At 71.9% G+C, this 13,681-nt stretch carries 15 protein-coding genes; 4 read left to right on the top strand and 11 right to left on the bottom strand.

The features are described from left to right. The coding region (locus ACWDXC_RS32225; RefSeq protein ID WP_449988708.1) for a TetR family transcriptional regulator at positions 1–118 on the bottom strand (118 nt) is incomplete at its 3' end. A 2-nt stretch (positions 119–120) separates the two neighbouring features. Between ACWDXC_RS32225 and ACWDXC_RS32230 the strand changes: the two genes are divergently transcribed. Together ACWDXC_RS32230 and ACWDXC_RS32235 are read left to right on the top strand one after the other, a co-directional pair. Beyond that, positions 121–777: a response regulator gene (locus tag ACWDXC_RS32230; protein WP_449988058.1), complete on the top strand. Its 657-nt coding sequence runs from the start codon at positions 121–123 to the stop codon at positions 775–777. 64 nt (positions 778–841) lie between these two features. Continuing rightward, on the top strand, positions 842–2,062 hold the full coding sequence (locus tag ACWDXC_RS32235; protein WP_449988060.1) for a sensor histidine kinase: 1,221 nt from the start codon (positions 842–844) through the stop codon (positions 2,060–2,062). Positions 2,063–2,124: 62 nt separating this feature from the next. Here the strand turns inward: ACWDXC_RS32235 and ACWDXC_RS32240 are convergent, their stop codons facing one another. Both ACWDXC_RS32240 and ACWDXC_RS32245 read right to left on the bottom strand, forming a co-directional pair. After that, on the bottom strand, positions 2,125–3,075 hold the full coding sequence (locus ACWDXC_RS32240) for an SDR family NAD(P)-dependent oxidoreductase (RefSeq protein ID WP_449988062.1): 951 nt from the start codon (positions 3,073–3,075) through the stop codon (positions 2,125–2,127). A gap of 31 nt (positions 3,076–3,106) precedes the next feature. Continuing rightward, positions 3,107–4,528, bottom strand: coding sequence for an MFS transporter (locus ACWDXC_RS32245; protein ID WP_449988063.1), 1,422 nt, complete (start codon positions 4,526–4,528; stop codon positions 3,107–3,109). A 90-nt stretch (positions 4,529–4,618) separates the two neighbouring features. On the opposite strand from ACWDXC_RS32245, the gene ACWDXC_RS32250 reads away from it, so the two are divergent. After that, complete coding sequence (locus tag ACWDXC_RS32250; protein WP_449988066.1) at positions 4,619–5,209, top strand: TetR/AcrR family transcriptional regulator; 591 nt, start codon at positions 4,619–4,621, stop codon at positions 5,207–5,209. A gap of 401 nt (positions 5,210–5,610) precedes the next feature. Here ACWDXC_RS32250 and ACWDXC_RS32255 read toward each other — a convergent pair whose 3' ends face one another. Beyond that, positions 5,611–6,069 carry a MarR family winged helix-turn-helix transcriptional regulator gene (locus tag ACWDXC_RS32255; RefSeq protein ID WP_449988069.1) on the bottom strand — a complete coding sequence of 153 codons (459 nt, stop codon included), beginning with the start codon at positions 6,067–6,069 and terminating at the stop codon, positions 5,611–5,613. 63 nt (positions 6,070–6,132) lie between these two features. Here ACWDXC_RS32255 and ACWDXC_RS32260 point away from each other — a divergent pair, with 63 nt between their 5' ends. Continuing rightward, entirely contained in the window at positions 6,133–6,663 is a 531-nt protein-coding gene (locus ACWDXC_RS32260) for a hypothetical protein (RefSeq protein WP_449988072.1), read from the top strand. A 43-nt stretch (positions 6,664–6,706) separates the two neighbouring features. Here the strand turns inward: ACWDXC_RS32260 and ACWDXC_RS32265 are convergent, their stop codons facing one another. From ACWDXC_RS32265 to ACWDXC_RS32295, 7 genes are read right to left on the bottom strand one after another with little or no spacing between them, the layout of a single operon-like run. Next, entirely contained in the window at positions 6,707–7,492 is a 786-nt protein-coding gene (locus tag ACWDXC_RS32265) for a Cof-type HAD-IIB family hydrolase (RefSeq protein ID WP_449988075.1), read from the bottom strand. Continuing rightward, positions 7,489–8,292 (bottom strand): inositol monophosphatase family protein, encoded by an 804-nt coding sequence (locus tag ACWDXC_RS32270; RefSeq protein ID WP_364178148.1) that lies wholly within the window; start codon positions 8,290–8,292, stop codon positions 7,489–7,491. The genes ACWDXC_RS32265 and ACWDXC_RS32270 overlap by 4 nt, the downstream gene beginning before the upstream one ends. Further along, the gene (locus ACWDXC_RS32275; RefSeq protein WP_449988079.1) at positions 8,283–9,047 is read right to left on the bottom strand and encodes an HAD family hydrolase; all 765 of its coding nucleotides are present in this window, start codon (positions 9,045–9,047) and stop codon (positions 8,283–8,285) included. The genes ACWDXC_RS32270 and ACWDXC_RS32275 overlap by 10 nt, the downstream gene beginning before the upstream one ends. Further along, positions 9,044–10,141: an ABC transporter ATP-binding protein gene (locus ACWDXC_RS32280; RefSeq protein WP_449988082.1), complete on the bottom strand. Its 1,098-nt coding sequence runs from the start codon at positions 10,139–10,141 to the stop codon at positions 9,044–9,046. The genes ACWDXC_RS32275 and ACWDXC_RS32280 overlap by 4 nt, the downstream gene beginning before the upstream one ends. Further along, entirely contained in the window at positions 10,142–11,983 is a 1,842-nt protein-coding gene (locus ACWDXC_RS32285; RefSeq protein WP_449988085.1) for an ABC transporter permease, read from the bottom strand. Positions 11,984–12,009: 26 nt separating this feature from the next. After that, entirely contained in the window at positions 12,010–12,666 is a 657-nt protein-coding gene (locus tag ACWDXC_RS32290; RefSeq protein WP_449988087.1) for a DUF47 domain-containing protein, read from the bottom strand. Next, positions 12,663–13,655, bottom strand: a complete 993-nt coding sequence (locus tag ACWDXC_RS32295; protein ID WP_449988090.1) for an anion permease — start codon at positions 13,653–13,655, stop codon at positions 12,663–12,665. The genes ACWDXC_RS32290 and ACWDXC_RS32295 overlap by 4 nt, the downstream gene beginning before the upstream one ends. Positions 13,656–13,681 lie beyond the last annotated feature (26 nt).

A 13,681-nucleotide genomic window follows, 5' to 3' on the forward strand; every position in this document is an offset into this window, starting at 1 on the left:
GGGGCAGCGTGAGCTGGTGGAGGATCTCCTCCTTGGAGTCGAAGTGGTAGTAGAGGGCGGCCTTGGTGATCCCGGCCCGGGCACCACGGCCCGCCAGGGCGGATGGCAGACTCAGCAGACATGATCAGGATTCTGCTCGCCGACGACGACCCGATGGTCCGCCGGCATCTCAAGACCATCCTCGGCTCCAGCACGGAGCTCGACGTGGTCGGCGAGGCACGAGACGGGGCAGAAGCGGTCGAGGAGGTCCTGCGCAACCAGCCCGACGTCGTACTCATGGACCTCAGGATGCCGGGCGTGGACGGGATCACCGCGACGAAGGAGATCACCGCCCTGGCCGCGCCGCCCGCGGTGGTCGCGCTCACCACGTTCGACTCCGACGAGCACGTCCTCGGCGCCCTCGAGGCCGGAGCCGCGGGCTTCCTGGTGAAGGCCACCCCGGCCGAGGAGCTGCTCAACCTGGTCAAGGTCGCCGCCGACGGGAACGTCGTGATGTCCCCGAGCGCGGCGCGCAAACTGATCGCACAGTCCTCCAGAGGCGACGAGCGGCGCGACGCCGCCCGGTCACGGGTGGCCACGCTGGCCGAGCGCGAACGCGAAGTGCTGGCCTGCCTCGGTGAAGGACTCACCAACCCCGAGATCGCCCGGCGGCTGTTCCTGTCGGAGACGACCGTCCGCAGCTACGTCTCCCGCCTCCTGGCCAAGCTCGACCTCACCCACCGGACGCAAGCGGCCCTGCTCGCCCACCAGGCCGGACTCCTCGACGAGCCCGTCTGAACACCACCCGCGACCACCCGGCCGCCACAGACGACACCACGGCGGCCTTCCGAGGTACCCCGCTGTGCACACACTGTCCCGCTGGCCGGAACTCATCGTCCGCGATCGAAGAATCATGCTCATGGCCGCCATCGGCGCGGCCACGCTGTGCGCCGTCGTCCAGATCGTCCTGTACACCACGAGCGGGGACGGCCGCGGCCCCGGCTCACTCGCCGGCCTCGCCCTGAACCTCCTGCTCAACGTGTCCTTGCCGCTGGTCGTCCGCCTCCCGCGGACAGTAGGAGCACTGGCCGTCGTGGTCACGACCGTGCTCGCTCTCGGGACCGGCCTGACGCCGGATGCGGTGGCAGCGCAGACCGGCTCGATCACGACACCCGTGGCAACCCCGGTCGTGGTGTCCTTCCTGGTCACCCTGCTGCCCTGGCACCAGGCGTTCGCCTTCGCCGCCGTCCTCGCGCTGCCGGTGATCCCGATCTGGGCTCCCTCGTGGGGAAATCTGTACGCAGCGCTGTCGTCCACCGCCCTGCCCGCGCTGGGCGCCCTGTACCTCAGGGCCCGGCACGAGCTGCTGCGATCACTACGCAAACGGGCCGAGCTGGCCGACTCCGAACGCCGCCTGCTCGCCGAGCGCGCCGAAACCGCCGAACGACAGCGCCTGGCCGCCGACCTGCACGACATCGTCACCCACCACGTCACGGAGATCGTGCTGCACGCCGACGCCCTCCGCGTCACCACCCGCGACGACGACGCCCGTACGGCGGCTGAGCAGATCCGGCGAGCCGGCACCCGCACCCTCACCGAGCTGCGTGATCTCATGCGCGTGGTCACCACAGGGGCCCGGCCCGCGCCCGCCGGGCGTCCCCAGGACGACACCGGCGGCGACCTCGCCGCCCTCGCGGCAGCCGACCACGCGGCCCTGCACGTCGAGGGCGACCCCGACACGGTGCCCGCCGTCGTGGCCCGGGCCGTCTACCGGGTGGTGCAGGAGTCGCTGACCAACGCCCGCAAACACGCCCCCGGAGCACCGGTCACGGTCGCCATCTCCTACCCCGGCGACCGGGCCGACGTCGAGGTACGCAACGCGCCGCCCCGGCGGAGCGCCGATCCCACGCTGACCAGAGCCGGCTCAGGAATGGGCCTGACCGGGCTCGACCGCCGGGTGACCCTGCTCGGCGGCACCTTCAGCGCGGGACACGACGGCGAGGGCGGCTTCACCGTCACCGCCAGCCTCCCCGCCACCCGCAACGCCGCCACATCAGAACCTCGGACCTCCGGCGTGACGTGAGGAGGCGGCCACCGGCGGCTTCGTGCCGGTGGACAGGCACCTCGGCTCCGGTCCAGCTCCGCTCAGCTGAGGTTCGCGCCTGGGTCGAGGCCGGCCAGGCCGGCGGACGCGGCCCACAGGCGCGCCGCCAGTACGGGGTCGGCCAGGTGACCTCGGACGGGTTCGAGGGCAGGCAGGCCGCGGATCCCGAACACCCGAGGCCCCCAGAGCTGGCCACCGCGTACGGACGGGTCGAGGACCGCCCGCACGGCGGGCCACGCGGCGGCCTCCTTGCCCTGCAAGAGCAGACCGGCCGGCAGGCCCCGCAGTCGTTCGCCGGCCGTTCGGACGCGGACCGGCGGACGTGACGGGGTGAGGGAGTCGAGCGCGCCACCGGGGTGGGTGACCACGCTCAGCGTCGTGCTGCCGGCGGCGCGCAGGCGGCGGTCGAGTTCGAAGCCGAAGAGCATCTGCGCGAGCTTGGACCGTACGTAGGTGCGCTTCGGCCGGTAGTCGCGCATGCTCTGGAGATCGTCGAGGTCCAGGCTTTCGGACTTCGCCGTGAAGCTGCCGGTGGTGACGACGCGGCCGGCGGGTGCAGCCGCGAGCAGGGGTGCGAGCCACGAGACCAGCGCGAAGTGCCCCAGATGGTTGGTGGCGAACATCAGCTCGTTGCCGTCCCCGCTCTCGCGCCGTGGCGGATCGTCGAGCAGCACGCCGGCGTTGCAGACGACCGCGTCCAGCCTCTCCAGCTCCAGGGCATCCACGCAGGCCCTGAGCGAGGAGAGGTCGGCGAGATCCAGGCGGATGTGACGGACGCGCGCACCCGGGACGCGGGCGCGGATCGAGACCCGCGCGGCCTCGGCCCTGGCCGTGTCACGGCAGGCGAGGACGACCGTGGCGCCGGTGCCGGCCAGCTGTTCGGCGACGAAGTAGCCGATGCCCGCGTTGCCGCCCGTGACGAGGAAGTTCTTGCCCTCGGCACGTGGCAGGCGCCGTACGTCCCAGGGGGCAGGGCTGTGGAGGGAGGACACCGTCCGGCTCCTTACGGTGATCGGGTCTGGGTCAGTGCCGGAGTTCAGCCGGCGCTCGTCTGGGCATCAGGGTCACGGCCGGGACGGTGACGGCGGTCAGGGCCGCGACGACGAGGAGGCTGGCCGTCATGGCGGGGCCGAAGCCGGAGCCGGCCGACTGGAAGAAGACCGACGTGACGGCGGCCGAACCGGCACCGGCCGCCAGTTGCTGGATCGCCGACAGGGAACCGCTGGCGCTGCCGGCCTCGCCGGGAGCGATGTCGCCGATCGCGACGTCGAAGATCGTGCCGTAGCAGGCGCCCATCCCCAGGCCCGTGAGGAAGACGGCCGGTGCGAGGGCCCACAGGCTCAGGTCCGTGCCCGAGGCCGCGACCAGGACGAGCAGCCAGCCGCAGCCGGCCAGGATGACGGCCAGGCCGAAGAAGATGAGCGTGCGCCCCAGCTTCCTGATCAGCGCCATGCATGCTCCCGAGGCCACGATGATGCCGACGGTCATCGGCAGCAGTCCCAGGGAGGCGTCCCGGGCCGAGGCGTGCAGCCCTTGCTGCATGAACAGCGACAGGACGTAGACCAGCCCGGTGGTGGCCGCGAAGACGATCAGGCCGACGAGCAGCCCGGAGCTGAAGCCGCGGTTGCGCAGCAGGGACGGCTTGAGCAGCGGATCGGCAGCGGTGCTCTGGCGGCGGGCGAAGGCGGCCAGGAACACCAGGCCGGCGGCGACCGAGACGATCGGGACGGCCGTCCAGCCGTTCTCCGACCCCTCGACCAGCCCCAGGAGCAGCCCGAACATGGCGGCGGCGAGCAGCCCCGAGCCCACCCCGTCCACGCCGGTGGCGGCGTCGCCGTCGTCGTGCGGCAGCAACCGGACGGCCAGGACCAGGCCGAGGCCGCCGAGCACCAGGTTGACCAGGAAGATCGGGCGCCACGACAGCCCGGCGAGGTCGGCGTCGATCACGAACCCGGCCAGGATCGGGCCGCCGACCGAGGCGGCCCCCAGCAGGGGCCCGAACAACGCGAACGCCTTGGTGAGCATGTCACGCGAGAACGTCTTCGTCATGATCGCCATGCCTTGCGGGATCAGCAGCGCGCCGAACGCGCCCTGCGCGCCACGGGCCAGGATCAGCAGAGCGGGGTCGGGCGAGAGGCCCGCCACGGCCGAGGCGATCGTGAAGCCGCTCATGCCCACGAGAAACAGCCTGCGCTGGCCGTACTTGTCGCCCAGCCGCCCGCCGACCACGAGCAGGACGCCCATGGCGAGCATGTACGCCGACCCGAGCCACTTGATCAGGCCCTCGCCGCCGTGCAGTTCGGCGGCGATCGTGGGCGCGGCGATGTTGGTGACCGTGGCGTCGATCATGTCGAGGGCGTCGGCGAGCAGCACCAGCCCCAGGATCGCCCACATGCGGCGGGTGGACGCGGTCGCCGGCGGGCCGGCGGCTGCGGGGATTGCCATGACACATCTCCGTTCGAAAAACCTGAACTGACTCTGAAACTATAATCACTATAGATTCAGAGGCGTTCCAGGTTACGGTACGATGGAGACATGCCGACGACGATGGGACGCCGCGAGCGCAAGAAGGCACAGACCCGCCAGGCACTGTCGGAGGCCGCACTCCGGCTCTTCAGCGAGCACGGCTACGACGGCGTCACCGTCGCCCAGATCGCCGACGAAGCAGACGTCTCCATCGCCACCCTGTTCGCGCACGTACCCGATGGCAAAGAAGCACTGATCTTCGACGACGGCTCCGAACGACGCATCTGGCTGACCGCCGCGGTCCACGACCGGCCCCCCGGCCAGTCCATACTGGAAGCCCTGCGCCGCAGCATGGCGGCCCGAGGCCCCTTCACCGACGACCTCCCGCCCGAACTGCGGCGCAAACGCGACCTGATCGTCAGCACACCCGCGCTGCGGGAATACTCACGCAAGCTCTGGATCGCCTGCGAAGAAGCCCTCGCCGAGGTGATCGCCACCGAGAGCGGCCGCGACCCCTCCGACATGACCATCCGCGCGCTGGCCCGCTACGTCCTGGAGATCCCCGAACTCGCAGGCACCGAACCCGACCCCCTGGCCGCGCTCAACGCCATCTTCGACCTTCTCGAACACGGCTGGCCCCAATCCCCCGGCAAACCCTGACCAGCCCCACCCCGCCGACCCAGCGGAGGCACACATCAAGGGGACCCAGGATTCTGAACTCGAAATCCCGCGTTAATCACAACTGATTGCCATCAGTCTATTACTATGGGTGAGAGCCGAACCCGCCAGGGCGTCTGGTTAGTTGGAGAATGTACGGGCGGAGCCCGTTCGTTTGCGGTGGGCGGTGGATTCGCAACCGCCCACCGCCTTTACATTGTAGATTTCTAGTCGCGTGATACGAGTGCGGACCCGCACTTTGCGTTGATCCCGGCATTGGCCTCACGGGCCTGGAGCTGCTGGTGGCGGCCGGCCCGGCGGCTTCCTCACGGCAACACCCCCGGACGACCGGCTTGGCGCTTGAATCGGGCGCGCGACGCAGTTTGATGGGCGAGAACACTCCCCTACCCGGCGCCGGTCTCCGCCGTCGCCTCCTCGCTCGACAGGAGGCGGTCGATGAGGGCCTTGAGCGTCTTGGCGTGGTCCGGGCCGAGCCGGTCCAGCAGGTGGCATCGGGTGGCCGTTTCCAGCGTCGGCAACGTCATGTCGATCACGCGCCGGCCTACCGGGCACAGCGTGACCTCCACCCCGTTCGGAACCTTGTCGCGGGCCACGTAGCCGCGGTCGGCCATCCGGGTCAGCAGGTGCGACAGCCGCGTCCGATCCCAGCCGAGGGTGGCGGCGAGGGCGTTCTGCCGCAGGCTCCCGCCGGACTCGTGCAGGCAGACCAGGACGCCCAGCTCCGGCTCGGAGACTCCGGACGCCGCCGTGGTTTCGGCGATGACGGCGGCACGGACCAGCTCATGGGCGCGCTTCCACCGCAGCCACAGCTCGGTCGCCTCACCCGGGCCAAGTGTTGACATATCAACAGTCTACTTCCTAGTGTTCGTCCCGACCACATACTTCGATGTGCAAGGACTTCCCTGATGCTCGATCCTCGACGGCACTACGTCAGCCTGCGCCTCGTGGCGCTACTCCCCCTCGTGCTGTTCCTCCCAGCCGTGATCGCCTTCTTCACCGACCCGGACGTCGCGTGGGGAGAATACCTGGGCGTCTTCTTCCACCTCTCGATCCTCTTTCTGGTCTCGCGCCTGGAGGCGGCGCCCTGGGCCAAAGCAGCAGGCTACGGCTGGGTGGCGCTCGACGTGCTCGCCGGCATCCTCATGATCAACGGGGTCGAGTACGACACGGCCTGGGCGGTCCGGCTCGGCGGCCACGTTCTCGCCGGGGTCTGGATCGTGGCGAGCTCCGTGGTCAGCCGGTCCTGGCCGGTCCGGGTGGTCGGCGTCGTCACCGGCGTCTGGCTCGCCGGCTACTCCTTCGTCGGCACCGTTCTCGCCGAGGAGTTCCTGCGCCCGGCCGGGATCATGATCCTGGTCTGGTTCGGCCTCCTGGCGATCTTCCACCGCGACGAGCCCACGCACCTGGCAGCGCCGACCAGCCCCGCACCGGCCTGACGCACGGCACGCCCACAGTCCGGCGAGCGCGTTGATGTCTCCCTCACGACCAGCCGTTGCGCTGGAAGGCCAGCTCCACGAGCTGCGCCACCGCGCCGTCCGCGCACGGGCGGACGACCACGTCGGCGGCGGAACGGACGGCGGGGTGGCCGTCACCCACCGCCGCGCCGATCCCGGCGAGCTCGATCATGTCGAGATCGTTCGGCTTGTCGCCGACGGCGGCGATCTCCGCCGGCGCCACGCCCCGCTCCTCGGCCAGCGCGCGCAGGGCCAGGCCCTTGCTCACCCCCTGCGGAAGGATCTCCAGGTACGTGTCCTCGGACAGCACCGTGGTCGTCCCCGCGACTCGCACATGGGGCAGCTGATCGCCGATCAGCATGCACTTGGTGACCTCGTCGGCCGGCAGCGCCGTCCAGGAGCCGGGGTCGGCCAGCTCGATGCGGTCGCGCCGGGCGTAGTCCCGCAGTTCGGGTACGTCGTCCACGGCGTAGGCCCGGCCGCCGGAGAACACCACGGGGTACGCCCCCGGGGTCACGTCGGCGAAGACGTCGATCAGCGCCTTCCACGCGGCGGCCGGCAGGCAGCGTGAGCGCACCACCGCACCGGTGGCCAGGTCGACGGTGCGGGCGCCGTTGTAGAGGATGGCCGGGCCGTCCAGAGCGAGCTCTTCGTAGTACGGAAGGGCCGAGCGCTCCATGCGTCCGGTGGCGATGACGACCTGCCCGCCCGCCGCGCGGAAGCGGCCCAGGGCGTCGCGGCTCGCGGGCACCATGGCCAGGTCGCGGCCGACCAGGGTGCCGTCGAGGTCGGTGACGATCCAGCGGATCACGGCTGCCTCCCGGCTGCGGCGACCTCGGCCATGACCGAGCCGTCGAGGTCGAAGCCGCCGACGCAGGCCAGGTAGCCGCCCGGGGTGAAGACGCTGCCCGACAGGGGCAGGTAGGTGCCGCCCGCCTGCCGTACCAGAAGGGAGCCGGCGGCGACGTCCCAGGCGTTGACGTGCGTGCCGTAGGCGACGTCGGACCAGCCCGCGGCGACGTGCGCCAGCTTGAGCGCGGCGCTGCCGGGGCGGCGGGTGCTGGCGAAGGCGTTGACCATGCGGGCGAAGCGGTGCAGCGCCGCCTCCCCCTCCTCGGCCAGGTCGCGCGGGGTCGGATAGCTGGACAGCAGGACGGCCTCCCGGTCGGTGCGCGCCCCGGCGCTGCGGATCGGCTCGCCGTTGCACTCCGCGCCACCCAGCCAGGCGGTGAACTCATCGTCGCGGACCGGGTCGTACACGACGCCCGCCACCACCTCGCCGTCCACGACCGCGCCGATGGAGGTGCAGAAGAACGGGAGGCCGACGGCGAAGTTGGCGGTGCCGTCGATCGGGTCGACGTACCAGCTGATCGCGCCGGACCCCCGGGTGCCGCCCTCCTCGCCCACCACGACGCTGTCCGGGCAGCGGCGGGCCAGCACCTCACGGATCTCCTCCTCGGCCGCCTTGTCGTGCTCGGTCACGGGGTCGTGGAAGTCGCGTTTGGTCGCCACCTCCGGGCTGGACCGGAATGCCGTGCGCAGGCGGTCGCCGACGGCCCTGGCGGCCTCGGCCGCGATGGCCGCCAGGGCGCGTGAGGTGGTCAGGTCCATGTGTTCTCCAGCAGTCTCAGCAGGCCGATGGGGTCGTCGACGGTGGCGTGCGGGGTCTGCCGCACCTGGTAGGGGATCTTCTCCGTGCTGCGCGACCGCATCAGCACCGTCGCACCGGCTCCGGCACGGACGCCGCAGACGACGTCACGGTCGTGGTTGTCCCCGACGTACCAGACCCGTCCGGGCGCCACGCCCAGGGCCCGGCAGGCGATGTGGATCAGCTCGGGGTTCGGCTTGCGCACCCCGGCTTCGTCGCTGTAGACCTGCACAGCGAGCTGCCCCGCCAGGCCCTCGCGAGCCAGGAAGTCCCGGTGCACCAGGCCGCACAGGGCGTTGCTGACCACGGCCGGTCGCACGCCGCGCTCCCAGCAGGCGGCCAGGAGCTCCTTGACGCCGGGGCGGAGCGCGCGCTCGCGGCGTCGTTCGCCCATCAGGCGGCACAGCGGGCTCGCCTCCACGGTCACCAGTTCGCGGGCCTGCTCCGGCCAGTCGGTCGCGACGAACTCCGCCCAGAAGCGGCGATGCGTCATCTCCGCCGGGGCGTACTGCCGGGAGGTAGAGTCCTTCCAGCAGGAGTCGGCACGGGCGCCCGCGCGGATGTCGGTCTCGATCTCGGCGGCGCTCAACCCGCCGAACCCGGCGCGCTCCAGCATCGCGTGCACCTCGGCGGCCAGCTCGGCGGCCCACGCCGGGCGTTTGACGGTCTCGGCCACCACGCCGCCGAAGTCGAGCAGCAGGACCTCGGGCACGATCATGCGCGGGCCTCCGCCGTGTCCCGGTCCTGGAGGCGCAGGCCGTCGGCGCCGAACAGGTGGAGCTGATCGGTCCAGCAGGTGACGGTGTCGCCGGGCGCCGCCTCGACGGGGCTGTGGGTGACGGCGAACAGTTCGGTGTCCAGGACGCGCAGCCGTACCGTCCAGGAAGCGCCGGCCGGGAGCACGGCCTCGACGGTGGCGGGTTCGGACCAGACGCCGGGGGGTGGCGTGCCGAGGCGCAGCGCCTCCGGGCGGATGCCGAACGCGGCCGGGCCGACGGCCCCGTGCCTGTCGCGGCTGTGCGCCAGCAAGGAGCGCCCCAGCCCGGCCGGCGTCGAGCCGACGTCGACGAGGGCCATCGCCGGGCTGCCGACGAACTCGGCGACGAACCGGTTGGCGGGGCGGGCGTACACCTCCATGGGGGGCGCGAGCTGCTGGAGCTCGCCCTGGTTCATGACCGCCACGTGGGTGGCCATGGTCAGCGCCTCCAGCTGGTCGTGGGTGACGAAGACGATCGTCGCCCCCGACTCCTCATGGATGCGCTTGAGCTCGGCGCGCATCTCCAGCCGCAGCCGGGCGTCGAGGTTGGACAGCGGCTCGTCGAGCAGCAGCACCGCCGGGTCGACGGCGAGCATGCGGGCCAGCGCGACCCGCTGCTGCTGGCCGCCGGAAAGCTGCGAGGGATAGCGGTCCATCGCGTCGGAGACGTGCACCATCTCCAGCGCCGCCTCGGCGCGGGAGCGGCGTTCCGGCGCGGGCACCTTGCGCATGCGCAGCCCGAACTCCACGTTCGCGCGCACCGACAGGTGCGGCCACAGGGCGTAACTCTGGAAGACCAGTCCCATCCCGCGTTTCTCCGGCGGGACGTACAGGCCCTTCTCCACGGAGTCGAGGACGCGGTCGCCGACGGTGATGGAGCCGGCCGTCGGCTGCTCCAGTCCGGCGATCATGCGCAGGGTGGTGGTCTTGCCGCACCCTGACGGGCCCAGCAGGCACATGAAGGCGCCGTCCGGGACGACCAGGTCGAGGTTCTTGACCGCGTGGTCGCCGCCGCCGTAGCGCTTGGCGATTCCGCTCAGGACGATGGTGGGCATCTATCCTCCCAGGCCGGAGGCGAGACTGCTCTTGGTCAGCCTCTGGGTCAGGTACGTCATGGTGAAGGAGACGAGCGCGATCACGAGCACGACCGCGTTGGCGAGCTGGGTGTAGCCGTAGTCGACCAGGCCGATCGACAGCGTGGTGAGAAGTTCCGTGCCGGTCGTGGTCAGCATGATCACGATGCTCAGCTCCTTGAGCCCGGAGATGAACGGGAGCACGATCCCGGTGACCAGCGCCCCCTTCTGGATGGGGAAGACGATCCGCCGCATGCGTTGCCACCAGGAGGCGCCGGCGATCTGGGCGGCCTCCTCCGGTTCGCGGCCGAGCTGCGTCATCGCCGCGATGCCGGAGCGGGAGCTGTAGGGCAGATGTGTCACCGCCATGACGAGGATGAGCAGGAACGTGGTCCCGTACAGGGCGGGCACCGGGCCGCGGGCGACCGCGAACAGCGACAGCGACGCCGCCGCGAACGCGATGCCGGGGATGAGGTACGGCAGGAACGAGACCTGCCGCAGGAACGCGGCGACGCGGGGCGCCGAGCCGCGCACCACCACGTACCCGATGAGCAGCCCGGCGACCGCGCAGATCAGCGAGGCGATGCCGACGATGCGCAGCGAGTTCCAGGCCGCGGCCCACAGTTCGGCGCCGCGGAAGACGCCGTGCGGGAACCCGACGGCCCCGGGCAGGCTCTCGGCGAACCAGTAGCTCAGGGTGAAGGTCGACAGGTCCATCGGGGTCCGGGTGAGCGACGACAGGAGCAGCGTCAGGATGGGCACCAGGACGCTCGCCACGAACACGACCCCGCCCAGCGCGAAGGCGGGCCAGCGCCATCCGCGCAGGTCGCTCAGCCGGTCCATGGCGCCCTTGCCGCCCACGGTGACGAAGCGGCGGTGCTCGCGCAACAGCCGTGCGTCGGTGAGGACGATCAGTACGCCGATGAGCACGATGACGGCGGTCAGCACGGAGGCGACCCCGGTGCTGCGGTCACGGATCGACTGGTACAGGCCGGTGGAGAGCACCCGGTAGTCGGCCGGCAGTCCCAGCACGTACGGGGTGCCGAACGTGCCGAGCACCCGCCCGACGACCAGCAGCACGGCCGACGACAGCGCGGGCAGCATCAGCGGGGCGACGATCCTGCGGATGACCACCCGGCGGGGCGCGCCCAGGATGCGGGCCGAGTCCTCCAGTTGCGCGTCGATGCGCCGCAGCGCGTTGCCGACCAGCAGGAAGACGAAGGGGTAGTAGTGCAGGCCGAGCGTGATGACGATCGGCAGCGGCCCGTAGGCGAGCCAGTCCGGCGTCGCGATCCCCTGGGCCTGCAGCACGCCGGCCTGCCCGCCGGCCCGGTCGTTCTTGAACAGGGTGAGCCAGGCGAGCGAGAAGGTCCACGAGGGCAGCATGTACGGGACCACGAGCGCCCCGGCCAGCCACGTGCGTCCCGGCACGTTGGTACGGGTCACCATCCAGGCCATGCCGCCGCCCACGACCAGCGCGAACACGACCGTGCCCAGCGAGATGACCAGCGTGTTGAGCAGCGGCTCCCAGAACAGCAGGTCGCTCACCTGCGAGCGGAACACCCGCCACAGGTAGTAGCCGGTCCACTCACCGGGTTGCTGCCCCGCGTGCGCCTGGTCGCCGTACTGGAGCCGGAAGGCGTCCGACAGCACCGCGACGAGAGGGGCGACGACCATGTACGCCAGCACGACGACGAGAATGAAGCCGAGCGCGGCGGTCGGGTCGTGGCGCAGGACGCGCAGGCGGTAGAGCACCCTGCGCCGTCTCGGAGGCCGTGGTGGGGGCGGCGGTGGCGGCGGCTTCGGCTCGGTGAGAACAGCCATGATGGGTTCCTTCGGGGGGTCGTGCGTCAATGGCTTCGTTTGAGCATCGCGTCGGCCAGGGCGTCGGCCGCCTCCCCGAGACGCTGGCCGACGGCGTCGAGGCGGGAGAGCAGTTCGCGGCGGCGCAGGGTGTCCATGTCCAGGGGCATGGTGAACAGCTCGCCGAGCCTGCACTGGCGTAGCTGCCGCATGCGCGTCCTGGCCTTGCGCGTGGCCAGCACCGCGGTGGTGACCGCGCCAGGGTCGTCCACCATGTGCGTCACCGCGCGTTCGAGCTCGTCCAGGCCCTCGGCCAGCGCCTGGAGCGGCTCGGCGGCGAAGCCGAGGTCGCCCGGGCCGAAGATGTCGGCCTCGCGCACGTAGTCGCGCAGCTGGTCGAGCACGTCGTCGATGCAGCGGGACAGGCGGAACAGGTCCTCCCGGTCGATGGGCGTCACCAGGACCCGGCGCAGCAGCGCGACCAGCTCGGCGCGCGCCGCGTCGCCTTGGTGCTCGACCTCGGCCATCCGGGCGCGGGCCAGCGGCCGGTCGGACCCGGCGGCCACCTCGCCCGCCAGCCGCGCGCCCGCCCGGGCGGCGGCGATCTGCGCCTGGACCAGCTTGACCACGCGCCCGCCCGATCCGCCGCTCAGCTCGTCCCAGACCCGCGCGAGCCCGCGCCGCCCGCGTCCCGGCCGGCTCACAGCCACCTCACCGCCAGCCCGGCCAGGCAGCCCAGGGCCATCGACGACGGCAGCGTGACCATCCAGGCCGCCCCCAGGGTCACCACGCCGCGCCACCGCACCCTCTTGCCTCCCTCGCTGGCGGCCGCGCCGACGACGCCGGCCGTGACGGACTGGGTCATGCTCACCGGCGCGCCGAGGACCGAGCTGCCCAGCACGGCCCCGGCCGCGGCGGCCTCCGCCGACACCACGTGCAGCGGCCTGGCCAGGACGAGCCCCCGGCCCAGTCGCGCGCCCACCCGGGGCAGGCTGGTCAGCGCCCCGGCCAGGAAGACCGCCACGAGCAGCGCCATCCACGCCGGACCGACGTGAACCGGGCCGATGCCGCCGACCCCGTGCCTGCCGACCTCGTGCCTGCCGACCTCGACTGCCACACTGACGACGGCCAGCATCTTCTGGCCGTCGTTGACCGCGTAGGCGACGCATTGCGCGCCGTAGGCCAGCAGGTGGGCGGCCAGCACGATCCGCGGCATGCGCCCGTGGCTCGGCACCCGGCGGGACACGGCTCCCATGACGTAGCCGAGCAGGACTCCCGCGAGCGGCGCCGCCACGCCGACCGCCAGCACCGTGCCGAGCCCGGACAGCGACACCGGCAGTCCCGCGCCGAAGCCGGCGCCGGTGATGCCGCCGACCACGGCCAGCGTCAGGCTCGTCGGCAGGCCCCGCCCGGCCAGCACCGCGACCACGCCGACGGCGATCACCACGCCGGCGAGGAACGCCGCCGCGCCGCCGTCCGCGTCGAGCCCCGCCAGCCGCTCGGTGAAGGTGGCCGCCACCGCGACCCCGAGCAGGTACGGCACGGCGATCAGCGCGCCGGCGAGCAGCCCGACGGTGAACCAGCCGGGCGCCTTGGGGAAGCGCAGGCCGAGACCGATCAGCGCCGCCCCGTCGTTGGCGCCGGTGACCAGCACGAACAGGACCGCGGCGACGGCGAAGGCGATGGTCCACATCACCGGTACGGCCGCCGGTCGCGCGA

The sequence above is a fragment of the Nonomuraea sp. NPDC003214 genome (assembly GCF_053590035.1).